This is a genomic window from Pseudomonas sp. BYT-1 (assembly GCF_023611805.1).
Classification (GTDB): Bacteria; Pseudomonadota; Gammaproteobacteria; order Pseudomonadales; family Pseudomonadaceae; genus Aquipseudomonas; species Aquipseudomonas guariconensis.
Genome location: NZ_CP072559.1, coordinates 685,228 through 707,875, shown reverse-complemented (window position 1 = coordinate 707,875; position 22,648 = coordinate 685,228). Strand labels below are relative to the sequence as shown.

Here is a 22,648-nt window from a genome sequence, read left to right as displayed (position 1 = left end):
CCGGCTCGCTCGCCGATGCCCGTTCCCACAGGTAGCGTGCCGCGCTCATGGTCTGCGCAGGACCGGCAGGCGTTGGCTGCGTCAGTTACCGGTGGTGCTCATCGACTGATAGCGGAAGGCATCGGGGATCGGATACTTGTAGCTGTCCAGCCAGCGCTGTAGGGACAACTCCCGCTCCTTCGCGCTCTGCCTCTGGGGTTTCGGCGAGGCCTGCTGGTTGCTCGCCTGCACCCGCAACCAGGCTTCGGCGCCAGTGTCCGGCGGCGGCCGGCGAGGTGGGTCCTCGGCCTGAGCGAGCAGTGGGCAGGAAAGGCAGAGCACAACCATCATTGGCTTGAACATGGCAACGCCTCCTTTGTCTTCAACCCACCGAGCCACGCCCGGTCTCCTTCAACTGCTTGGCCCGCGCCTGGGCCTCGGCGAACTGCTCCGGCTTGAGCCCTAGCCGGGTCACCAGGTCGGCGGCCTGCTGCCAATTGTCCTCGACCAGCGACAGGGTCACCAGGTTGACTGCCGGCAGCGGGTTGTCGTCCTTGAGCTCGATGGCGGTCAGGAACTCGAAGCGCGCCTGTTCATGATCGCCCAGGTTCATCAGCACCACTCCCAGGTCATTGCGCACCTTCTCGTCGGTTGGCGCCAGACGCACCGCCCGCTGCAAGTTGCGCAGCGCCTGTACATCGTCCCCCCGCGCCGAGGCAAGCTGGCCCAGGCCATGCTCGGCTTCGGCCGCCAGGCAGCCGCCGAGCAGGCTGCGGTAAAGCGGTTCGGCTTCGCTGCGCCCAAGCAGGCGCAGCACCTTGGCTTTGCGCAAGCGCACCTGATCGAGGTCGTCCGGCAGTTGCTGCAGGTGCGCATAGCTGGCGTGCGGGCGCCCGTCGTTGAGCATCTCGTCCGCCAGGTTCAGTGCCAGTTGCTGGTCGGCGGTGGGCTTGCCGCAGGACGAGGTGCCCAGCAACCTGGCAAACCCCTCGGGTGGCTGGCCCGCACAGCCTGCCAGCAAAAACAGACCGGTGAACAACAGGATCGCTTTCATCCGACTCTTCCTTCCTCAGAACGCCAGGGCCCGCGTCAGTGCGGTGAAACCCGGTCCGGCCAGGACGATGATCAAGGCCGGGAACAAGAACATCATCATCACCGCCGACATCTTTGCCGACATCTTCGAGACCCGCTCCTGCAGACGCGTCAGGCGCCGATCATCGAGCAAGGTCTTAAGGCCCAGCAGCGACTTCATCGCACCGCTGCCCTGCACCAGCAACTGGCGCAGGATCACGCAGGTGTCGATGAATTCGTCCACCGCCAGCAGGCGTGCGGTCTTTTCCAACTCCGGCCCCAACGCAAGCCCGGAGTCCACGCGTTGCAGGACCAGCCGCAGCTCTTCACTCACATGCGGCACCAACGTGCGGCTCTCGTGGCTCAGCACCCGCAGGGCCTGTTCGACCGCCAAGCCGCTCTCGAACAAAATGCGCAGCAGCGGGATCACCAGGCTCACCTCCTGGGCGATGCGCTGCTGGCGGCGCAATGCGGCCATCGCCAGCAGGCGCTTGGGCAGCAGGTAGCCCACCCCCAGGGCACACAGGGGCAACACCACCCCATGGCCAAAGCCGCCCGACACCAGGCCCTGCTGTAGCAACAGCGTCAGGCCCGCCGCCAACACCGGCAGCCCCAGTTGCACGGCCGCGAACAACGCCCGGTGACGGCTACGACGCCAACCCACTCGCTCCAGCAGGGTCTGGGTTTCGCTGTCCAGGGTCTGCAGACGTCGGCCCAAGGCCGAGTTGCCCAGCCAATGCAGCCAGTCTCCCAGCCGCTCCTCACGGGCCAGCTGGCCTTGCAAACGCCGTGCGATCATCTGCCGGGCGCGGACCTGGCGCAGCGCCTGCAAGCTCAACAGGACAAAGCCTGCGAACAGGCAAAGGGCACAGATCAGCCAGGCCATGGTCACAGGCTCCTCATCATGCGCCACAGCATCAGACACCCCACCGCCTGCAGGGCGAAGGCGAACAGCAACATCATCTGCCCCTGGCTGTCGCGCCACATGGCCATCAGGTAGCCGGGGTTACCCAGCAAGAAGTAGCCAACCATGGTCAGCGGCAAAGCGCCGAGAATCCAGGCGGTGATCCGTGTCTCACCGGTCATGGCCCTGAGCTGGCGAGCCCCTTGCTCACGTTCGCGGATCAGCTTGATCAGGTTCTCCATCAGCTCGCTGGCGTTGCCGCCATAGTGCTGGTTGATGCGCAGCCCCAAGGCGAACAGCCGCAGCTCGTCCTGCTCGTACAGTTCAGCCAGCTCATGCACGGCCTCCTCCAGAGGCACACCCATGCGCACGTTGCGCTGCACACGGCCCATGGCCGAACGCAACGGCTCGCGCGTGCCTTCGATCCCACCGAGCACCGCATCGCTGAGCGTGCGGCCGGCCTTGAGGCTGCGCACGCTGTAGTCCAGCAGCCCAGGCAGTTGTTCGACGATCAGCGCCAGACGGCGGCGACAGCGCCAGCTCAGGTACAGGTAGGCCAGCAGTGGCAGCGCGGTCAGCACCAGCACGGCCGCGACCCAGCCGGCCAACAGCAAGGCCAACGCGACCAGGCCCAGCCAGCCTGTCAACCAAGGGCGCAGGCTGAACTCGCCCTGGGCCAGCCCCGCACGCTGCAACAACGGGTCGAGCCAGTCACGCCGCACCGTGGCGGTTCGCACGCTCTGGTAGGCACGTCCCAAGCGCTGCAGGATGCGCTCCTCGCGGCGTTTGTACTGACCTCGGCGAAACAGCAGCAAGGCCACGCCCAGCAACAAAGGCGCCAGTGCCAGCAGCAGCGGGCCCATCACATCAACCCGTCCTGGCGCAGCTTGGCGCCCGCCGGGTTGGGGGCATCGCGCAAGAAGCCCTCGCCGCCGCGCCGGTCGAGGCGGAACAAGGTATTGGTGACATACACGTCGTCACGCACCCCGACCACCTCCAGCACCTCGCTGACGCAACGCCGGCCATCGGCCAGGCGGGTCAGCTGAATCACCACATCGAGCGCCGCGCACACCATCTGGCGCAGCGTCTTCTCGGCCACCTGGCGCCCCGTCAGCCCCACCAGGGTCTCCAGGCGCAGCAAGGCATCCTGCGCGGTGTTGGCGTGCACCGTGCTCATCGAGCCATCGTGCCCGGTGTTCATCGCGGTGAGCACGTCGAGCACTTCGGCTCCGCGGATCTCGCCGAGCAGGATGCGGTCCGGGCGCATCCGCAAGGCGTTGCGGATCAGCTCGCTGGCCTTGATCTCGCCATGCCCTTCGGCGTTCGGTGGCCGGGTTTCCAGGCGCACCACGTGCGGGTGGTGCAGCTGCAACTCCGCCACGTCTTCGATGGTCACCAGGCGCTCATGGGGAGAGATCATCTGGCTGAGGATGTTGAGCAAGGTGGTCTTGCCCGTGCCCGTGCCGCCGCTGACCAGGATATTGCAGCGCCGAGCCACGGCCCGCTCGAAGAAGTCGAAGATGGCCTGGTCGATGGCACGGGTGGCCAGCAGGTCGGCGCTCTTGAGCATGTCCTGGCGGAACTTGCGGATCGACAGGCAAGGCCCGTCCAGCGCCACCGGCGGGATGATCGCATTGACACGGCTGCCATCGGGCAGGCGGGCGTCGACCATCGGCGAGGATTCATCCAGGCGACGCCCGAGCGGCGCGAGAATGCGCTGCATCACTCGCTCCACGTGATGGGCGTCGATGAAGCGCAGGTCGGTGCGCTGGAGCATCCCGGCCCGCTCGACGAAAACCCGGTGCGGGCCGTTGACCAGGATCTCCGTGACACTGGCATCGCGCAGCAGCACCTCCAGCGGGCCATAACCGGTCAGCTCATCGACCAGCTCCTCGGCCAGGCGCTCGGTCTCGTAGCGCGACAGCGCCAGGTGCAGGCGTGCCACGTAGTCGCCGACCTGCTCCACGACGAACTGGGTGAGCGCAGGCCGCGCGCCTTCGAGCAGGTTGCGGCCGCTGTCTTCGATGGCATCGATGACGAAGCGGTGCAGGGCACGCTTGAGTGCCTGCGGGTCGGCCCCCGCGTGGCGCGGGCCGCCAAAGGGTTCGTCGGCACTCATTTATGGCTCCACAGGCGGCGCAGCCAGGTAGTGGGGGTGGGCTTGGCCAGGTGCTCCGAGCGCCGCGCCAATCGCTCGCCGAGGTAATGCAAGGCCTGGGTCAGGCTCTCCCGGGGGGCCAGCTCGAACAGACTCAGCCCCTGGTTCTTGGCATTCAGGCGCACCTCAGGGCTGTAGGGCAACGCCTTGAGCAAGGTCAGGCCATAGCGCTTGGCCAAAGCATCGGCATCCGGCGCCACGTTGCGCAGGTAGCGGTCCACCAGCAGCACGGCATGGTCGAGCTTGATGCCCCGGTCGCGCCACTGCTCCAGCACCTCCAGGTTGCGCCGGCAGTCGAGGATGTTCTGGTCGGTATAGACGATCAGCTTGTCGCAATGGCTGACGATGGTGCGCAAGGCATCGTTGTCGGCCTGGCCGGTGAGGTTGACCACAATGTGCTGGAAGTGCTGGCGCAGGGCACTGAGCAACATGTACAGCTCGGCCGCGCTGGTCTGTTGCAGCGGATCGTCGCTGTCGGCGTAGGCCAGGATGCGCAGACCGCCCTTGTCACGCGGGAAGGCGCTGTCGATGAGGGTGCCATCGAGCCGACGCAAATGGCGCAGGGCGTCGCCGAAATAGAACGATGCCTCCAACCCGAGCAAAGTCAGGCTGTCCCCCCGCGGCAGGCCAAGGTCGAGCAGCAAGGCTTGCTGGCCGCTCTCCTGCACCACCCGCGCCAGGTGGGTGGTCAGCAATGCGCCATCGGCTGCGGCCTGGGCCCCGTAGAGCACCGTCAGCCCGCCCAGGCTTGGGTTGCTGGTGACCGCCGGCAGCCGCTTGCTCAGGCGCCGCACCAAACCTGCCACTTCGCTGGCGCGCGAGCCGTAGGCGACGAAGTCACGGGCACCGGCGCGCATGGCGTGCAGGACCAGTTGGTTGTCCATGCCATCGCCCAAGGCCACGATGGCCAACATCGGCTTGGCTTCCAGCACACCCTCGATCAGCGCGCACTGATTGATCAACTGCTCGCGGTCCAGGCCAATGAACAGCAGGTTGCTGAAGGTCACGTCGACCAAAGCCAGCAACTCGTCGAGGCTACCGCCACTGGCACCGATCACTTGGCCGAGCGGGGCGAGCGCGCCCTGCAGCCAACGCAGGTCCTCCTCGTTGCGGGTGATGGCCAGGTAGGTCTGGTTCAGGCTCTCGCTCATCGTGATAACCCGCTACGGCCTTCGAAATTGCCGTTTTCCAGGAAAAACAGCTGCCCCCAGCTGGGGTCGTAGGTGCGCAGACGCTCGCCCGGCAGTTCCGGCAAACGGGCATTGGCGGCCAGCGGCTGGACCAGGTGAGGCGTGACGATCATCAGTAGCTCGGTGTCTTCGCGATTGACCGTCGACTGACGGAAGAACGCACCGAGAATGGGCAGGTTGCCAAGGCCCGGGAACTTGTCCACACCCGAGCGGGTGCTGCTGCTGACCAGGCCACTGATGATGAAGCTTTCCCCATCGGCCAGCGAAATGCTGGTGTCGGTACGCCGGACTTTAAGCCCCGGCACCTGGGTGCCGGCGATATTCACCGCGTTGGTGTAATCCAGCTCGCTGACTTCCGGCGCGACCTTCAGGTTAATACGGTCGCGGCTGACCACGGTCGGCGTCAGGGCCAGGCGCACGCCAAACTCTTTGTATTCGATCGACACGCTGTCGCTGCCGGTGCTCGGCACCGGGATAGGGATTTCGCCGCCCGCGAGAAAACTGGCGGTCATGCCACTAAGCACGGTCAGGCTCGGACGGGCCAGGGTGTAGGCGAAGCCGCTGGTTTCCAGCGCATTGATCGCCGCCAGAAAGCGGCTGCTGCCACCGCCCCAGACAATGTTGAACACGTTGTCGTCGAGCGGAATCAACGGCCGGGCGATCGGCACAGCGCCAGGTGTGACGCGGGTCCCAGGCACAGTACCCGGTGAGCCGATCAGGCTGTTGTTCGATCCTTTGAAGAACAGCCGCGCCCCGGCTTCCTTGTATTTGTTGCGCTGCACTTCGACGAAGCGGATATCGGCCTGCACTTGGCTGGGCAATTGAGGGTCCTGGGAAGGCAGCATCGTGTCTTCGGCCATGTCCGCGCTGGCCCGGCCTTTGACGAACAGCATGGCCCGGTGGGGGGCCGGTGCACAGGCGGTCCACAGCATCAGGCTGGTATTGCCTGCCCCGACCGCCGTCAGCAACACGGCGCGCTCGCCGCTGGCCTGGACATCGGCGACCTTGGGCTCGCCCACCGCCACCCGGCTGATGGCCACCGGCAGGCGCAGCTCCTGTTGCAGGCCTTGGTCCATCTCGATCACCGACGGCAGTTGGCTGAATGCAGCGCAGCCTTTGTCGGCCGCCTGGGCCATCGGCAGCAACGTCACCATCGTCAGGGCAGGGCACAACTGTCTGAGTATCCGCTCGATACTACGCATGGCGGCGTCCTTGCTAGGTCACGGAGTCTTTGAGGTATCGGCAGCCTGGGCGCCACGGATGATCTGCATGCCCGAGATGCCGCTGCCAGGCGCCACCGTCTTGGCAATCGGCACCTGCGACAGCTGACTGAAACGATAGAGGTCACGGTTGGCGTTTTCCACCTGGGCACTGGCTTCGGTGCCGGCCCAGTAGCGGGCCAGGCGTTGTTCGTCGGCGCTGCGCACCGCCAGACGCAAGGTCCCTGTCTGGGCCGCCAGCATCAGTCGGCTGGCCAGCGCTTCAGGCACGGCCAGTGCCACGGTGCGGGCCGTGCTACCCGGTTGATCGCGACGGGCCTTCTGCTCCTCCTGGGTCTGTGCCGGCCGGCCATCATTGGCCAAGCCCATCTGCTCGCCGACGCTGAGCACGCGCAGTGCAGGCAACACCACCTGCGCGGAAGACTGGGGATTGTTGTTTTCCTCTCGCAGAAACAACAGCACATCCACGTAGTCGCCCGGACGAAGCTGCCCGGCGGCACCGATCACATCGTCCACCGCCACGGCCACGGCCCGCTCGTGTGGGCGGATCATCCGCGCCAGCGGACCACCTGCCTGGAAACTGTCTTCGGCAAGCCAGCTGCCTGCCGCCAAAGGGCGCATGCTGCTACGCCCGACAACCTGCTCGATTCGCTGGAATGCCCCTGCCGGCACTACCTGCAGGCGCTCGAGCAACAGATCGTCTGGGGTCAAGGGGGTATTGGCAGCAACGTCGCGGCGCAGCACGACAATCTGTGAGCGCACAGGCTCCTCTGCCTTGGCCGGGGTCGGCGCGGCAGGCGCAGCCACGGGAGCCATCACCGGGGCCGGTTGCTCGACGGGCACCGAGGGGCGACTAAGAACCAGCCCCCAGTACCCAGCCACCAACGCGGCGACCAGGAAAAAACCGGCGAGCATCATGGTCAAGCGACTACTCATATCCGCTATCCCCTTACGCCGTTTGCGCATTTAGCTGATGGCAAAAAGAAACTATTTCGCTATTGCAACGTAGTCCAAATGCCACAAATTGCCATGAGAAACAGGTGCTTTTTGATGCCACTAAATTGACACCTCGGCAAAACAGAAACTTAGCGCGGCTATTCGAAACTCATACTTTTGGATTAATCCGTTGTTACATTTGCAGCTTCCAATCGCTTGGCGAATTCTGTGATGGCAAAGGGGTATCACCGAGGGGATTCCCCGCCATCAGCGCTCGAACGCGCGAGGAGTTGCACCATGTCGCTCAAACGCATCCTTCTTCACTGCAAACAGTTCATCCAACGCAAGGACGGCGCCTCCGGTATCGAATACGCGGTGATCGCCGCCATGGTGGCAGTCGTGCTGGCGGGGTTCGTCCCGGGCGTGTCCAACAATGTCAAATCGGTCATGGATAAGATCCAGGCTGCCATCACTACAGGAACCAGTGGCACGACTGGCGGCAGCAGTGGAGGAAGCTCTACGACTGGTGGTACTTAACGATCAAGATGGCAGCAACGATTTTGGAACCCATTCGAAAGGAGCCGGCCATGTCACTCTCTTCCTTGCGTCAACAGATCCTGCTGGTAGACGACGAGGAAGAGGCCCTGCTCGAACTCGCCGAACTGCTGGAGAACGAAGGTTTCATCTGCCTGACCGCCACCTCGGTCAAAGGCGCCCTGCTCCAGCTCACCCGCCACCCGGACGTGGCCCTGGTCATCACCGACCTGCGTATGCCCGAGGAAAGCGGTATCGGCCTGATCAAACGCCTGCGCGACCACACGGCCCGCCAGCATCTGCCGGTGATCGTCATGTCCGGTCACGCCGACATGGAAGACATCAGCGACCTGCTACGCCTTCAGGTACTGGACCTGTTCCGCAAGCCCATCTATCACGCACGCCTGCTGGAGACGCTGGAGAATTTGTTCCCCAAGCCGCGGATGCAGGTCGTGTGCTGACCCCTGGGGACGCTCGCGCCCCATCGCAGGCCTCGCCAGCGCCCAAGAGACCACGCAGTGGTAGGGCTCGCTCTGCTAAGCGCCACTCACCCTCACAGGGAAACACTTAGATTCACCATGATCCTCGGACTGCGATCCAGGCTGTCCTGCGCCACATCCGCCAGGGGCTTGGCCAGTTCCACGGCCAGGTTGTAAAAGCGCCTATCCCCTATGCGCACTCCCAACGCCGCCGAGGCCAGTCGTGCCCGCTCCAGGTCGCGCCCGTTCGACCACGCCCGGGCGGCATCGAGCGCCAGATAGGGCTGCAGCAACCGTACCCAAGCGCCGTCGCGGTAGACGCTGTAGTCCAGCTCGTAGGCCAATCCCCAGCCCTTGTCGCCCGAGGCCTGGTCGGCCGGGTAGCCGCGGCCGAAGTGCTGGCCACCGAACAGCAGGCGTTCGCTGTCGGGCAGGTCGTTGCCGCTCCAGTACACCGCGCCGGACACCACACCCTGCCAGTCACGCGCCAACGCATCGCGCTGCAAACCAGACAGGCGCAGGCGCAAGAAATCCACATCGCGGGCGCTGTCACTGCGAGCGCCGAACAGATCCAGGCCTTGGTGCACGCCGGCACTGACTCTACGCAACCGACCGTCCTCGACCTTGCGCCAGTCCCCTTCGAAGGACACCGCCCGAGCATAGGTGTCACTGTCGTCCTGGCGCGCTGGGTCGGCCGTGCGCCAGTCGACGTGATCGGCCGTGGTGTAGAACTGCCCGACCACATCCAGCCACTCGTCGGGTTTGACGATCAGGGCTTGGCTGACGCCGATGGCAAGGCGCTCGCTATCCCAACGCTGGCGCAGGTTCTCACCGTCATCCAAGGGCACAAAGGTGCGCGGCTCGCTGCGAAAGCGGGACGCCGAAAGCAGCAGCCGGCTGCCCTCGGCGTCCAGGTATTGGCTGTAGTCGAGTCGGTAGTAATGGGCCTCGTCGTCACCAGGCGGCAGCAGGACGCGGGCGCTCAACTGCTCGGCGAAACGGGTCTGGGCCTGGCTGTCGAACGCCATCAGCGCTTGCGCGGACGTGCGACTACCCTCGGCCAGGGTCAACCTGGCGCCAAAGGGTTTGCGCCCGACATGGACGATCAGGCGCATGGCGCCATCGCGCCACCCGGCGGGCTGCAGTTCGGCCTCGACGCTCACACCAGGCATGCGACCGATCAGGCCGGTATAGCGCTCGAAGGATTCTCGCGTCAGTGGCCGCTCGGCCTTGAGCTTGTCGAGGACTTGCTCCAGGTAGCCGACCGCGGGCCCGATCTCCCCGTGCACCTGGGTTTCGCCGATATAGCCCTCCTCCAACACCACGTGGACACGGCCATCAGCGAAGTCCTGAGGCGGCAGGTAGGCCCGCGATAGCAGGTAGCCATCGCGCCGATAACGCTCGGTCAGGCGGTCGGTCACTGCGATGAGTTCAGCCAGGGTCACCTGATGGCCGACCACGTGCTGGTAGTGCTCGCGCAATTCGCTCAGCAGGTACACCGTACCGCCTTCGAAGCGCACCTTGCGGACTGCCACAGACGTGTTCAGCGGCCATGCAGGCGCTGTTTTCTCCGCGGCCGGCATGCGCACCCCCGCCGGAAGAGGACGATAGGTATCGATCGGCAGGTTGGCGGTGGGCAGGCGTCGTTCGACCTCATTGCCGTCGAGCACGCTCGGCAGCGACCCGGCATGGCAAACACAGGCCCCGGACACCATCAGCAGCGTAACGACCAGAGGACGCATAGGACGCTCCATGACCCCGCGAAGACCGGGCGCAACAGGACCGCCCTGTGGTTCAAGCGTAGGTGCTGGCCTCACGATCGTCGAACGGCCGAAGCGAGCGGCGCGGTGGTCGCTATTGGCTGACCTGAAACTCTACCCGCGCGGTCTCGCCACTTTCGTCCAGCGCGCTGAGTTCGATGCGCCCGGTCTTTTCGAAGCGCACCAGCAGACTGTCCTGGTCGCGGGTCTCGCCCAAGGGCTGTCCATTGAGGAACCACCAGCGCTGACCGCTGCCGCCCAAGGCCGAAACCGGCACCTGCAGCGGTTCGCGACTGGTTGCCGGGCGTCGCAGGGTGTCGCCGGGGCGCACACCGACGATCGACAGCGGCGGCGCGCTCACCGGCACTTGGGGCGGACAGCTAGGGTCCACCGCCGGCAGGCGCGCGGCGCGGCGCTCGATGCGGGGCAGCCACGGCTCCAGCGGCGCCGGCCACAACGCCACCTCCTGCGCCTTGGCGCCGCTGCAACTGGCATCGACGCGCAAACCACGCCCATTGACCCAAACCGTCTCGCGCAACCCAAGCCCCAGCGGCTGATCGGCCGCTTGCAGGGTCGGCGGCGTAGTGCCGTCCAATGTCCAGGCGAAGCGCTGGCGACGGCAGTTGGGGTCCAGGCGGTTCATGGGCTGGCCCAATGGCCAACAGATGGCGGCCACACCGACGCTCGCCGGCACCCGCTCGGCCGGCACATTGATCCCCCGCTGGCTGTCACGGTTGCTGAGCAGGTCGTGGACTTGCAGCATCAGCGGCGCCGCCGAAGCCAAGCCGAACTGTCCCGGCACCGGCGTGCCGTCGGGTCGGCCGATCCACACACCGATCAGGTAGCGCGGCCCCACGCCCACCGACCAGGCGTCACGAAAACCGTAGCTGGTGCCGGTCTTCCAGGCCAACTGCGGGCGCTGTACCAGCTCAGCGTGAAGATCACGGTCCGGCCGGGCCTGGCCGCTCAAGATACGCCGGACGATCCAGGCCGAACCAGGCGACAGCAGCTGCCGCTCGACCAGCGGATCCTGAGGTTGCAGGCGTACCCGCGCGCTCTTCCCTTCACGGGCCAGGGCCGCGTAGCCACCCACCAGGTCCTCCAGACGGCTGCCCGCTCCGCCGAGGATCAGCGACAGGTTCGGTTCGGCGAGCGGCGGCAGTACCAGCGGCATGCCACCCATGCGCATCTGCGCGGCGAAACGCTTTGGTCCGTAAGCCTCGAGCAACTGCACTGCCGGCAGATTCAGCGACAGGGCCAGGGCGGAACTGGCCGAAACCGGGCCCGTGAAGCCCATGGAGAAATTACCAGGCCGGTAGTCGCCATAACGACGTGGCACGTCCTGCAACAAGGATTCTGAGTGGATAAGCCCATCGTCCATGGCCATGGCGTAGAGGAACGGTTTGAGCGTCGAGCCGGGTGATCGCAAGGCCTGGACCATGTCGACATGACCGAAGCGGCGCTCATCGGCTAGGTCGATGGAGCCGAGGTAGGCGCGCACGGCCATGGTTTGCGCCTCCACCACCAGCAGCGCCGCTGAGGTGCGCTCGGGCAGCCGTGCACGCCAGCCCAACAGCAGGTCCTCCAGGCGACGTTGCAAGGCCGCATCGAGGGTAGTGCGAATCAGCGGTGGGCTGTTGGCGCTGTTCAGACGCCGGGCCAGCAAGGGGGCCAGGGCCGGCTCCTGGCGAGGCGCCAGCAGCAAGGGTTCTTCCTGCGCCTCGCTCACCCGCTGCGCCGGCCATACCTGGTACTCGGCCAAGCGCTCCAGCACCTTGTCGCGGGCCCGCTGGGCACGCTCGGGGTGGCGATCCGGGCGCAGCCGGCTGGGCGCCTGGGGCAGCACCGCCAGCAGCGCTGCCTCGGCAGGCGTGAGGTGCATCGGCGACTTGCCAAGGTAAGCCCAGCTGGCGGCGGCCACCCCTTGCAGGGTGCCGCCGAACGGGGCGCGGTTGAGGTAGAGCTGAAGGATCTCACGCTTGGACAGGTGCCACTCCAACTGCGCCGTACGCCACAGCTGACGCAGCTTGCCCGACAGGGTGCGTTCGTGAGGGTCGAGCAGGCGTGCGACCTGCATCGACAGCGTGCTGCCGCCCGACACCACCCGGCCACCACGCAGGTTCAGCCAGGCTGCACGCGCCAGCGCCAGCGGGTTGACCCCGGGATGGCTATAGAACCAACGGTCCTCGTAGGTCAGCAGCGCTTCCAGGTACAACGGCGAGACCTCCTCGGGGCTCACCGGATACCGCCACACTCCGTCGGCATCGGCAAAACGCCACAGGGGCGTGCCATCCTCGGCAAGCACCACTCGCGCCAGGTCATCGCCCGGCATGGGCAACGGCCACAAGCGATCGGCCAGCCACAACAGCGCCACGACCAGCACACTGGCGATGCCGATACCACGCACGACCCTTGCGGTGCGGGTGCGCAGGCACGCTACCATTGGCATCGGGAACCGACCTGCCCAAGTGATGGCCAAAGGCTAGGGAACGGCACCCGCGCCGATTCGTTCATCAGGAAGCAACTATGCATGTAGAAGGTTTTTTCGAGTGGCTGGGCCAAGCACTGGGTTCGTTGATCCGTTTCATCGTCGACGGCCTTAGCGGGTTGTTCAACCTGCTGGCCAACGCCGGCAGCAGTTTCATCGACGGCTTGGCGCGCAACCTGGGCATGGACACCTCGCTGGTCAGCATCCTGGCGCTCATCGTCGGCCTGATGCTGCTGTACTCGGCCGTCCGCGCCTTCATGCGCGCCTCGATCATCCTCGGGATCATCTGGGCGTTGCTGGGCCTGTGGGTGTTGAGCTGGATCGTTCATTAGAGCTGCAAGCTGCAAGCAAGCGTGGCTCACACCACCTGCTTTTACTTACCGCTTGCCGCTCGAAGCTCCAAGAGCCCTCAGCGCCCTCTCACGATCATCTCTCCCTGCCCTTCCCCAACCGCCTGCAGGTTAGGCCGGTACATCGACTCCACCTGCGGTGGGGGAATGCGATAGGTCCCCGGCGTCACTGCCCGGGCCAGGTACAGCAGATGGCTGGTGCCGTAGCCATCGAGCTTGAGCGCGGCCACATAGCGGTCGTCGCGATACTCCTGGTGCACCAGGCTGGCATTCTGCATCGACTCGCGCCACTGCTTCACCGCGCTGCTGGCGTTGTCCAGGCTGGCGGCGCTCTGGGCCAGGTTCTGGTTCTCCAGCTCCAGGCCCGCCGGCAGCAGGTCCACCACCAAGGCGTCCGGCACCGCGGTGGAGGCCTTGAGCGCCAGGTGCACCAGCACCAACTCGCCGCTGCGTAGGCTGCGCACATCCAGCGGCTGGCCGTTCATGCCCAGGTACTCACGGCGGATCTCCATACCGTTGCCCCCTGCAGGCGGGGCCTGGCGCGGGTAGCCGGAGAGGGTCAGCTGCTGGTAGAGGGTCTCGCTGCCCTGGTTCTGCACGGTCAGCGGCGACATCAGCAAGGGGCCTTCGAGCTTCATGCCCGATTCAGCGTTGTTGAACTCGCGGATCTCTCCGGCGCTGTCCAGGCGTGCCTGCCACTGGCCTTCCGGCTTGCCCAGCAGGCCACGACCGGCCAGGTACAAGGCGTTGCGCTCCTGGGTCGACAGCCAGCGGTTGGCCGCCAACTCATCGGACAGCGCGAACAGGCGCTGGTCGACCTGGTTGGCGGCCAGGTTGTTCTCCTGCAGCAAGGCCAGGATCAGTGCCTGGTCTCGAAGGGTGCTGCCGTAATCGGCCATCCAGCCATCGCTGCGCTTCACGCCAAGGCCCGCCTGCAAGGCTTGCTGGGCACGCGGCTTGTCACCCATCTTGTCCAGCGCCACCGCCAACTGCACCAGTGGCAAGCCGGAGCGCGCATCGCTGCGGCGCTCGAACAGGCCACGCAGGGCACCGAGCGGCGCCTGCTGGTTGCGCGCGAGCACCAGCGCGGCATAGGCCTGCACGGCAAAGCGGGTGTGGTCGGCGTTCTGGCTGTAGTCCACCTCGATCAGGTTGCGCTCCTGCACATAGCGCAGCAGGCGTTCATTGGCTTTCTTCAGGGCCTCGGCCGGTACACCGAAGCCTTGCTCGCGGGCGCGCAGCAGGAAGTCGGTGACGTAGGCGGTGAGCCAATATTCCTCTTCGCTGTCCGAGCTCCACAGGCCGAAGCTGCCGTTGTAGCGCTGCATGCCCAGCAGGTGCTCGATGCCCATCTCGATCTTGCGCTTGCGCACGTCGGCCGGCTCGCCCTTGATACCCAAGCGCTTGAGGCTTTCGGCATCGGCGTAGAGCGAAGGGTACAGGCCGCTGGTGGTCTGCTCCAGGCAGCCGTAGGGGTAGGCCTCCAGGGCGCGAATCTGTTCGGCCAGGTTCAGCGGTGGGCGGCTGGACAGCGCCAGGCTGGCTTCCAGGCCCACGGTCTCGAAGGCCGCGAGGTCGCCTTCAGGCAAGGTCCAGGGCTGGTCCTTGAGCGCCACGCGGTAGTGCTTGAGCATCGCCGGATAGGCGGGGCGCATGCCAAGCGTCCACTGGCGCTCGAAGGCTGGGGTCGGCTCGCCAGGCAACTGCAGGCCGTTGACCCGCACCTGCACTTTGCCTTGGCCCAGGCCACCCTGGGCCTGCACCGGGATCATCAAGGTCTTGCGCTGGCCCTCGGCCAGGCTGACGCTCTGCTGGCCTTCGCCGGCCAGGGCCAACTGGCCCTCGGCGCTCACCTGCACGTTCAGTTGCTGGGCGCGGCCGGACAGGTTGGCCAGGTCCAGCGCCAGGCTGGTGTGATCGCCACCGGCCAAAAAGCGCGGCGCCGAGAGTTCGGCGATCAGCGGTGCGGCGACGACCGTCTTGCCTTCGGCCATGCCGAAGTGCTCGTCGGTCCAGGCCTGGGCCATCAGGCGCAGCTCACCGTTGAAGTCCGGAATCTCGACAGTCGCCTCGCCCTCGCCTTGTTCATTGAGCGTTACCGGAAGGCTTTGCTGGGCAACGATGGTGACCGTGGTGTTGGGGCGTTTGCCGCCCTTGGCCATGGCCGCGTCGCCGCCGAATGCCAGGCTCGCCAGACGGCCCTGCCCGGCCTCGATCAGCTGGCCGTAGATATCCAATTGGTCGGCACCGTAGGCCTTGCGGCCGAACAGGCTGGCGAACGGGTCCGGGGTCTTGAAATCGGTGATGTTGAGGATGCCCACGTCCACCGCCGACAACAGCACATGCACCTGTTTCGGCACGCTGCCATCGGCGTTGGCGGCCTTGAATTTCACGGTCAGCGGTTGCTTGGGGCGCATCTTCTGCGGGGCCTGCAAGGTCAAAGCGAGCTTGCGTTCGGCACGGTCCAGCGGCAGATGCAGTACACCCACGGCGCGCTTTGGCGTGGCGTTGGCCTTGCGTTCGCCGGGGCGGATCACCAGGGCGCTGATGTACAGGTCGTGACGCGCCCACTTTTCATCCAGCTGCACGTCGAAGGTCTTGCCCTCGGCGGGCACGTCGATCTCCTGCCACCACAGCGGGCCATCGCTGGATTCGATCATCAGATAACCGCTGCCAGCAGCAGGTGGGGTGACCGTGACCTTGGCGGTGGCCCCGTCGGCATAGGACGGTTTGTCCAAGGCCAGCTTGACCTGGTCCGGACGCACCGCGCCACCTTCGGCGTTGTCCTGGGCCCGGTAGCCCGCCCAGAAGCGCACGCTGGAGACCAGCCCTGTCTGCGGGTCTTCTACCTCGACCCGGTACGGGCCCCACTCCACCTGGAAGTTCAGCTTGGCGGTGCCGCCAGCCTTCACGCTGACGGTCTCCTCGCTCTGGGTGAGGAATTTCTCGTTGTAGTTGTAGCTCCAGCCGTCGCTCTGGGAGTAGTTCCAGTAATAGTCGCGACGCTCGCGCACCAGACGCACCTTGAGGTCTTCGGCGGCAAGCTTGTGACCTTCGCGATCGGCCACCAGCACTTCGAATTCCACGGGACCGTCGCTGTCGGTTTCCTCGCCCTCGAACAGGCCACGCAGGCCCGGCAGGCGTTCGGCCGGCCAGATCGGCTGCTCCAGGCGGCGGGTGATCGGCCGTCCGCCAGACTCCTGGAGGCTGGCCTGGACAGTCAGTTGCAACGGCGAACGGGCCTCGGCCCAGCGGCTTTCGATATCCAGGGTGGCCTTGCCGGCGTTGTCGAGGGTCACCTCGTCCAGCTCCAGGTCTTGGTTGAGTTCGGTCTCGGTGACCGAACCGAACTGATAGTTCGGCAGCGCCGGCACGGCTTCGCGCAGAGGGCGTACATAGGCCTGGCCGCTCAGACGGTTGCCGGCGGCAGGCGCGCCGTAGAGGTAACGGCCATTGACCTGGATGCGCGCGGTTTCGTCAGGCGACAGCGGCGCGCTGCTGCCCTTGAGCTCCAGGGCCAGGCGCTCTGGGAGGAAATCCTCGACCAGGAATTCATAGACCTGCTTACGCCCGCCCCCCAGGTCGAGCAGCAGTTGCCAGCGTCCGGTCGGGGCTTCGGTGGCCAGTTGCAGTTGGTATTGGAACAAACCGTTGCTGTCGGCCTCCCAGACGAACTTGCGGCTGACCTGCTCATCCGGCCGACGCACCTCGACCGTCACCGGTTGCGCCTTGACCGGCTTGCCGTCCTGATCGCGCAGCAAGCCGTTGAGCAACACCGTCTCGCCCGGGCGATACAGGTCGCGCGGACCGAAAATGAAGAACTGCAGCGGATTGGCCTGAGGGCCTGTGATGTCGAACTCGGCCAGGTCCAGGGCGGCGGTGTTCAGGCGTAGCAGCGTGGTGTTTACACCCTGGGTGGCGATCAGCGTGTCGGCCTTGGCAGTGATCGGCAGTTGTGCGTGGCCCTCGCCGTCGGTTTCGGCCTGGGCCAGCAGCTTGCCCTTGTCATCGTGCAACTCGAGAGTGACGCCCTTGAGCGCCTTGCCGCCTTCCAGGGCCTGGGCGAATACGTCCAGGCGATCCCGGTAGCGATGGGCGGAGACGCCGATGTCGCTCAAAGTGAATAGCGTCGCCGGCTGGGAATAATCATAGGTGCCCGAGGCGCGCATCACCGCCAGGTACACGCCCGGCTCCTGCAGCGGCTTGATCCCGGCGATCGGCAGCAGCACAGTCTCGCGGGTGTTGCGCGCAGGGTTGAGGTCGAAGCGGCCGCTGTAGACCAGGTCGGCCATGTCCAGGGTTTCCTTGGACTGGTAGTAGTACAGGCTGCTGTTGCGACCCCAGTTGACCAGGAAGCTGGAGAGCATGTCCGGCTTGATGCGGAAAAATTCCACATCGACCTTGTCGACGTTCAGGGCGATCACCGGCAGGCCTTCGGCCAGGCGGGTGGGCAACAGCGAGCCGCGACTGGCGAAGCCCACGGTCGGCTGCATGTCGCGGGTTTCCAGACGGGTCACCGACTCCTGCTCCAGACGCTTGTCGTTGACCGCCAGCAGGCCCTTGTCGACCGTCAAGACCAGCTTTCGCTGCGGCTCCAGATGACGCAGGCGCAGTTCCATCTGGTTGTCCGAAAGCTCCCAGGCGCCGTCGATCTTGCCTTTGACGGTATCGACCAGGTGGACCTTGGAGGCGAAGTCCTGATTGGCGTCCAAGGGAGCGGAGAAGCTGACCGAGAGGGTACTGGCACCATCGAGTTGGACTTCCGAGACGTCCAGCACGGTCAGCTCGCGGTCGGCGTAGCGCTTGGCCAGGACGGCCGGGTCTTCGCGCTTGGGCGCCGGGGTGGCGGCAGGCGCCGACGCAGCCGGCTTGTCGGCAGGAGCCGGAGCATCCTTCGACGAGGAATCACAAGCACTGAGCAGCGCCAGCGCGCAGGCCAGCAACAATCCTTTGTTGAGCATGGAAAGAGAACTCTTGGGCAGCGTGTCGATAAGGGCGCAACTATAGCGCAATGGTTGGCCACGTACCTGCCATGAGCGTGCAACTGAGACCCTGTTCGCGCACAGCCTTGGCCTGCCCGCTACAATGGCGCCACTCTCCAAGCGGCCCTTCAGCCCAAGGTTTCACATGTCCGCACTGTCCACCGACTGGCACGACCGCCGTACCCACCGCAAGGTCTGGGCGCTGGCCGCGCCGATGATCCTGTCCAACATCTCGGTACCACTGGTGGCCCTGGTCGACAGCACCGTGATCGGCCACCTGCCCCATGCCCATCAATTGGGCGCAGTGGCGGTGGGGTCGACCTTGTTCACCTTCATGGTCGGACTGATGGGTTTCCTGCGCATGGGCTCTACCGGGTTCGCCGCCCAGGCTGCAGGACGCTCCGATGGAGCCGCTTTACGCCAGGTACTGGTGCAAGGATTACTGCTGGCCCTGGCCTTCGCACTGCTGATCGGCCTGCTGGCGATTCCTTTCAGCCAATTGGCGTTGCAGGCGATGCAACCGAGCGCGGCGCTGCACCAGTCCACCGAGGATTTCTTCCATACCCGTCTGCTAGGCCTGCCGGCGGCGCTGGCCAGCTACGCCCTGGTCGGCTGGTTCCTGGGCACGCAGAACGCCCGGGCGCCCATGGCGATCCTGCTGACCACCAACGTGCTGAACATCGTCCTTAACCTGTGGTTCGTTCTTGGCCTCGACTGGGGCGTGCTGGGCTCGGCGCGGGCCTCGGTCATGGCCGAATGGAGCGCCGCGCTGCTCGGGCTTGCCCTGACGCGTCCGGCCCTGCGCGCCTACCCTGGGCACATTGCCTGGGCCGCACTCAAGCGCTGGCAGTCCTGGCGGCCGCTGCTGTCGGTCAACCGCGACATCTTCCTGCGCAGCTTGGCGCTGCAGTTGGTGTTCCTGCTGGTAACCGTTCAGGGGGCGCGACTGGGCGAAGCCACTGTGGCGGCCAACGCCCTGCTGCTCAATGGCCTGATGCTCACCGCCTATGCCTTGGACGGCCTGGCCCATGCAGTCGAAGCCCTGTGCGGCCACGCCATCGGTGCCCGAGATCACCAGACCCTACGCCGCTCGCTGGTGGTGGCCTGCGGCTGGTCGCTGATCGTCAGCCTGGGTTTTGCCGCGCTGTTCTTGCTCGCAGGGCATCTGTTCATCGACCTGCAGACCGATATCGACAGCGTGCGCGTAGCGGCCTACCCGTTCCTACCCTACCTGGCGGTATTGCCGTTGATCGCCGTATGGAGCTACCTGCTCGACGGCCTGTTCATCGGCGCCACACGCGCACGGGAGATGCGCAATGCGATGCTGCTCAGCGTGGCGCTGAGCTTGCCCTTGGCGCTGGCGATGAGCGGGCTGGGCAACCATGGTCTGTGGTTGGCCTTTCTCGTATTCATGGGGCTACGGGCGATAACGCTGGGATGGGTGGGTTGGCAGCTGCGGCAACAAGGCCTATGGGTTCCATGAGGGACGGCGATGCGTCTGCATCACGACCTGGCATTGAGGCAATCAAAGGAATGCCCCAGAAACACCCTACCCAATAACCAGAACAAGTCTTCGTAGCTTGAGGCCATATCCTGCATCTGAAACAACCAAAGCCTCTTAACGTCGCCCGCTCCCTCTTTTATCGACAGGACTTACTCATGCTTTCCCGTCAGGTCAGACGCTTGGTCGGCTCATGGCTGTTCGCTACTGCTGTCACTTTCCCAGCCCAGGCGGCCATGGCCGGCGGCGACCCAATCCAGGAAGCAGCCCTGCAGATAGAGCGCACGCTCAAGGCGACAGTCGGATACTCGATTCATGACACCGGCACGGGTCGCTCCTGGCAGTATCGGGCCGACGAACGCTTTCCGATGGCAAGCACCGTGAAGCTTCTTTTGTGTTCGACGCTGCTCAATGAAGGGCAAGCGCTGATGACCCGATCGGTGCCTATTCACTCGCAAGACATCCTGGCCTACGCGCCGGTGACCAAAGACCTGGTCGGCACGCATGTACCTGCGGCAAAACTGTGCGCCATCACCCTCAAAACCAGCGACAACACCGCCGCCAATGCCGTATTCGAGGTCCTGGGAGGGCCCAAGGTAGTGACCGCTTTTGTCCGAGGACTGGGCGACCAGACCACCCGATCGGATCGAAACGAACCGAGTTTGAATGAGGTCATGCCTGGGGATGAGCGTGACACCACGACACCACGGGCCATGGCAAACACGGTAAAGGCATTGTTACTGGGAACGGCCCTGGACACACCGTCCAGGGCACAACTGACCGAATGGCTGAGCAACAACGAGGTGGGTGGCCCGCTTTTGCGGGCGGCAATCCCCAACGACTGGCAAATCGCCGACAGGACCGGCAGCGGAAGTTTCGGGGCGCGAGGCATTGCGGCGGTCCTATGGCCGCCGCGGGGCGAGGCGATCGTCGCGACCATCTACCTCAAGGACACCGAAGCTTCCCTGGATGAACGCAACGCGGCGATCGCCGCCATCGGCAGGGCCATGGTCAAGGCCGTTTCACCCTAGCCCGCGCCTCGATCGCTCCAGACGCTAGCGCATCGTGCGATCAGGAAGACAGGTACGACGACCGGGTCAGCCCCAGACGCAGCGCATCCAGGAACTGGGTACGCTCACGCGCCGTGATGCGGGCGCTGGCGACCTTGTCTCGGTAGTGCGTCATCAACTCCTCCGGCGAGAGGTGCACATAACGCAGCATGTCCTCGATGGTGTCGTGGGTCTCGATGCCGGCGTGGTACACGCTGCCATCGGCGTTCTGGTAGATGTTCACCGAGTCGGTGTCGCCGAACAGGTTGTGCATATCACCCAGGATTTCCTGATAGGCACCGACCAGGAACACACCCAGCAGGTAGTCCTCGCCTTCCTTGACCGCGTGCACCGGCATGCTGGTCTCGATGCTCTGTTCGTCGACGTACTGGTTGATCTTGCCGTCGGAGTCGCAGGTCAGGTCCTGCAACACGGCGCGGCGCATTGGTTCCTCGTCCAAGCGGTGCAGCGGGATGATCGGCAGCACCTGGCCGATGGCCCAGGTGTCCGGCAGGCTCTGGAACACCGAGAAGTTGCAGATGTACTTGTCGGCCAGCTTGTCGTTGAGCTCGTCCAGCACCTGGCGGTGCGAGCGTTGACGGGCCTTGAGCGAGTTGTGCAGGCGGCGGCACACGGCAAAGTAGCACTGCTCGGCCAGGGCTTTCTCGGCGAGGCTGATCTTGCCGTCAGCATATTGCGCGGCCACATCGCCCATGTAGTGGGTGGCGCGCCAGTAGGTCTCGGTGACCATCTCGATGTCGGTCGGGCCCAGCAGGTCGACCAGCCACTGCACGGTTTCAGGCAGCGATTCCTTGTTCTCGATGGTCGGCACTTCGTCGTTGTGCTTCTCGACGTCGGTCACCTGGATCACCAGCATGGCGTGGTGCGCGGTCAGCGAGCGGCCGCTCTCGGAGAAGATGTGCGGATGCGGCAGGCCTTGAGCGTCGCAGAACTCCTTGAGCATGCCCACCACCACGCCGGCATAGTCGTCCATGTCGTAGTTGATGGAGCTGGCGTTACGCGAGTGTGTGCCGTCGTAGTCCACGCCCAGGCCGCCACCGACGTCGATGTGATCGACCGGCAGGCCCAGGGCGCGCAATTCGCCGTAGTAACGAATGGCCTCCTTGAAACCGTGCTGGTAGTCGGCCAGGTTGGCGATCTGCGAGCCCATGTGGAAGTGCAGCAGGCGAATGCCCTGGTCGAGGCCTGCATCGCGGAAGCGCTGCACCACCGAGATCAGCTGTGCGGCGGACAAGCCGAACTTGGACTTCTCGCCCCCGGTGTCGGCCCACTTGCTCGAAGCCAGCGACGACAGGCGCACACGAAGGCCGACCTGCGGCTTGACCTTGAGATCGGCGGCTTCCTCGATCACCAGGGCGACCTCGGACTCCTTCTCGATAACGATGAACACGTTGTGGCCAAGCTTCTGGCCCATCAGCGCCAGGCGGATGAACTCACGGTCCTTGTAGCCATTGCAGACGATGGTCCCACCCTTGGGCGCCAACGCCAGGACCGCCAGCAGCTCGGGCTTGGACCCGGCTTCAAGGCCTATGGAAACGTTCTGGGTGGCGATGATGTTCTCCACCACCGCTTCCTGCTGGTTGACCTTGATCGGATACAGGGCCGTGTACTTGCTCTGGTATTCCAGGCGCGCGATGTTGGCATCGAAGGCGCCGGTCAGCTGGCGCACGCGGTCCTGCAGGATGTCGGGGAAACGCACCAGAAGCGGCAGCGACAGGCCGCTCTGGCGCAACTCGTCGACCTGCTCGTACAGGTCGATCGGGGCACTGTCCGGACCGTTGGGGCGCACTTCGACGCGCCCGGCCTCATTGATGGCGAAATAACCAGCGCCCCAATGGCGAATCCCATAAACACTGCGGCTGTCGGCCACGGTCCACTGGCTGCCATCATCTTTGCGTGTGCGTCGTACGGACATTCAAGTCCCCTGTAGATAAGTCGAAGACACTGCACCACGAGAGCGCGGATGCAGTGTAAAAACCGAAAATGACGATTCGTCCGTGCCAGGGGATAGACCCTTGCCACGGGA

Annotated in this window: 17 protein-coding genes; 5 read left to right on the top strand and 12 right to left on the bottom strand. The window is 65.1% G+C overall.

Annotated features, from left to right (window positions below; all coding sequences use genetic code 11):
- Positions 1–81: 81 nt before the first annotated feature.
- Genes J5X93_RS03205 through cpaB form a run of 8 tightly spaced genes read right to left on the bottom strand, consistent with a single transcriptional unit; the run spans position 82 to position 7,458 of the window.
- Positions 82–342, bottom strand: a complete 261-nt coding sequence (locus tag J5X93_RS03205; protein ID WP_090343093.1) for a DUF3613 domain-containing protein — start codon at positions 340–342, stop codon at positions 82–84.
- Positions 343–361: 19 nt separating this feature from the next.
- A complete protein-coding gene (locus J5X93_RS03200; RefSeq protein WP_090343096.1) occupies positions 362–1,033 on the bottom strand; it encodes a tetratricopeptide repeat protein in 672 nt (223 codons plus the stop codon).
- A 15-nt stretch (positions 1,034–1,048) separates the two neighbouring features.
- The gene (locus J5X93_RS03195; protein WP_090343098.1) at positions 1,049–1,936 is read right to left on the bottom strand and encodes a type II secretion system F family protein; all 888 of its coding nucleotides are present in this window, start codon (positions 1,934–1,936) and stop codon (positions 1,049–1,051) included.
- A gap of 2 nt (positions 1,937–1,938) precedes the next feature.
- Complete coding sequence (locus J5X93_RS03190; RefSeq protein WP_043207872.1) at positions 1,939–2,820, bottom strand: type II secretion system F family protein; 882 nt, start codon at positions 2,818–2,820, stop codon at positions 1,939–1,941.
- Complete coding sequence (locus J5X93_RS03185; protein WP_250034416.1) at positions 2,817–4,073, bottom strand: TadA family conjugal transfer-associated ATPase; 1,257 nt, start codon at positions 4,071–4,073, stop codon at positions 2,817–2,819. Before J5X93_RS03185 ends, J5X93_RS03190 begins: the two co-directional genes overlap by 4 nt.
- Positions 4,070–5,263, bottom strand: a complete 1,194-nt coding sequence (locus J5X93_RS03180; RefSeq protein WP_043207875.1) for a CpaE/TadZ family protein — start codon at positions 5,261–5,263, stop codon at positions 4,070–4,072. The genes J5X93_RS03185 and J5X93_RS03180 overlap by 4 nt, the downstream gene beginning before the upstream one ends.
- Positions 5,260–6,504 carry a type II and III secretion system protein family protein gene (locus J5X93_RS03175; protein WP_043207876.1) on the bottom strand — a complete coding sequence of 415 codons (1,245 nt, stop codon included), beginning with the start codon at positions 6,502–6,504 and terminating at the stop codon, positions 5,260–5,262. Before J5X93_RS03175 ends, J5X93_RS03180 begins: the two co-directional genes overlap by 4 nt.
- 18 nt (positions 6,505–6,522) lie before the next feature.
- Positions 6,523–7,458: a Flp pilus assembly protein CpaB gene (gene cpaB, locus J5X93_RS03170; RefSeq protein ID WP_102081259.1), complete on the bottom strand. Its 936-nt coding sequence runs from the start codon at positions 7,456–7,458 to the stop codon at positions 6,523–6,525.
- A 297-nt stretch (positions 7,459–7,755) separates the two neighbouring features.
- Here cpaB and J5X93_RS03165 point away from each other — a divergent pair, with 297 nt between their 5' ends.
- Positions 7,756–7,995, top strand: a complete 240-nt coding sequence (locus tag J5X93_RS03165) for a Flp family type IVb pilin (RefSeq protein WP_090343104.1) — start codon at positions 7,756–7,758, stop codon at positions 7,993–7,995.
- A 50-nt stretch (positions 7,996–8,045) separates the two neighbouring features.
- The gene (locus J5X93_RS03160) at positions 8,046–8,453 is read left to right on the top strand and encodes a response regulator (RefSeq protein WP_043207882.1); all 408 of its coding nucleotides are present in this window, start codon (positions 8,046–8,048) and stop codon (positions 8,451–8,453) included.
- 92 nt (positions 8,454–8,545) lie between these two features.
- Here J5X93_RS03160 and J5X93_RS03155 read toward each other — a convergent pair whose 3' ends face one another.
- Positions 8,546–10,213, bottom strand: coding sequence for a ShlB/FhaC/HecB family hemolysin secretion/activation protein (locus tag J5X93_RS03155; protein ID WP_250034414.1), 1,668 nt, complete (start codon positions 10,211–10,213; stop codon positions 8,546–8,548).
- Between the two features lie 112 nt (positions 10,214–10,325).
- The gene (pbpC, locus tag J5X93_RS03150) at positions 10,326–12,680 is read right to left on the bottom strand and encodes a peptidoglycan glycosyltransferase PbpC (RefSeq protein ID WP_090343112.1); all 2,355 of its coding nucleotides are present in this window, start codon (positions 12,678–12,680) and stop codon (positions 10,326–10,328) included.
- 77 nt (positions 12,681–12,757) lie between these two features.
- Here pbpC and J5X93_RS03145 point away from each other — a divergent pair, with 77 nt between their 5' ends.
- Positions 12,758–13,051, top strand: coding sequence for a hypothetical protein (locus J5X93_RS03145; protein WP_043207888.1), 294 nt, complete (start codon positions 12,758–12,760; stop codon positions 13,049–13,051).
- 77 nt (positions 13,052–13,128) lie between these two features.
- Here the strand turns inward: J5X93_RS03145 and J5X93_RS03140 are convergent, their stop codons facing one another.
- Positions 13,129–18,030 carry an alpha-2-macroglobulin family protein gene (locus J5X93_RS03140; protein ID WP_250034412.1) on the bottom strand — a complete coding sequence of 1,634 codons (4,902 nt, stop codon included), beginning with the start codon at positions 18,028–18,030 and terminating at the stop codon, positions 13,129–13,131.
- Between the two features lie 166 nt (positions 18,031–18,196).
- On the opposite strand from J5X93_RS03140, the gene J5X93_RS03135 reads away from it, so the two are divergent.
- Both J5X93_RS03135 and bla read left to right on the top strand, forming a co-directional pair.
- Entirely contained in the window at positions 18,197–19,534 is a 1,338-nt protein-coding gene (locus J5X93_RS03135) for an MATE family efflux transporter (RefSeq protein WP_250034410.1), read from the top strand.
- Between the two features lie 176 nt (positions 19,535–19,710).
- A complete protein-coding gene (gene bla, locus J5X93_RS03130) occupies positions 19,711–20,583 on the top strand; it encodes a class A beta-lactamase (protein ID WP_250034407.1) in 873 nt (290 codons plus the stop codon).
- 40 nt (positions 20,584–20,623) lie between these two features.
- Here bla and speA read toward each other — a convergent pair whose 3' ends face one another.
- A complete protein-coding gene (speA, locus tag J5X93_RS03125) occupies positions 20,624–22,537 on the bottom strand; it encodes an arginine decarboxylase (RefSeq protein WP_043207896.1) in 1,914 nt (637 codons plus the stop codon).
- Positions 22,538–22,648 lie beyond the last annotated feature (111 nt).

Bases quoted from the DNA above. Each gene is read 5' to 3' on its own strand.
- J5X93_RS03135 (WP_250034410.1), top strand. From the start codon at position 18,197: ATGTCCGCACTGTCCACCGACTGGCACGACCGCCGTACCCACCGCAAG.
- J5X93_RS03140 (WP_250034412.1), bottom strand. From the start codon at position 18,030: ATGCTCAACAAAGGATTGTTGCTGGCCTGCGCGCTGGCGCTGCTCAGT.
- J5X93_RS03160 (WP_043207882.1), top strand. From the start codon at position 8,046: ATGTCACTCTCTTCCTTGCGTCAACAGATCCTGCTGGTAGACGACGAG.
- pbpC (WP_090343112.1), bottom strand. From the start codon at position 12,680: ATGCCAATGGTAGCGTGCCTGCGCACCCGCACCGCAAGGGTCGTGCGT.
- J5X93_RS03180 (WP_043207875.1), bottom strand. From the start codon at position 5,263: ATGAGCGAGAGCCTGAACCAGACCTACCTGGCCATCACCCGCAACGAG.
- J5X93_RS03175 (WP_043207876.1), bottom strand. From the start codon at position 6,504: ATGCGTAGTATCGAGCGGATACTCAGACAGTTGTGCCCTGCCCTGACG.
- J5X93_RS03155 (WP_250034414.1), bottom strand. From the start codon at position 10,213: ATGCGTCCTCTGGTCGTTACGCTGCTGATGGTGTCCGGGGCCTGTGTT.
- bla (WP_250034407.1), top strand. From the start codon at position 19,711: ATGCTTTCCCGTCAGGTCAGACGCTTGGTCGGCTCATGGCTGTTCGCT.
- cpaB (WP_102081259.1), bottom strand. From the start codon at position 7,458: ATGAGTAGTCGCTTGACCATGATGCTCGCCGGTTTTTTCCTGGTCGCC.
- J5X93_RS03165 (WP_090343104.1), top strand. From the start codon at position 7,756: ATGTCGCTCAAACGCATCCTTCTTCACTGCAAACAGTTCATCCAACGC.
- J5X93_RS03185 (WP_250034416.1), bottom strand. From the start codon at position 4,073: ATGAGTGCCGACGAACCCTTTGGCGGCCCGCGCCACGCGGGGGCCGAC.
- J5X93_RS03145 (WP_043207888.1), top strand. From the start codon at position 12,758: ATGCATGTAGAAGGTTTTTTCGAGTGGCTGGGCCAAGCACTGGGTTCG.
- J5X93_RS03205 (WP_090343093.1), bottom strand. From the start codon at position 342: ATGTTCAAGCCAATGATGGTTGTGCTCTGCCTTTCCTGCCCACTGCTC.
- speA (WP_043207896.1), bottom strand. From the start codon at position 22,537: ATGTCCGTACGACGCACACGCAAAGATGATGGCAGCCAGTGGACCGTG.
- J5X93_RS03195 (WP_090343098.1), bottom strand. From the start codon at position 1,936: ATGGCCTGGCTGATCTGTGCCCTTTGCCTGTTCGCAGGCTTTGTCCTG.
- J5X93_RS03200 (WP_090343096.1), bottom strand. From the start codon at position 1,033: ATGAAAGCGATCCTGTTGTTCACCGGTCTGTTTTTGCTGGCAGGCTGT.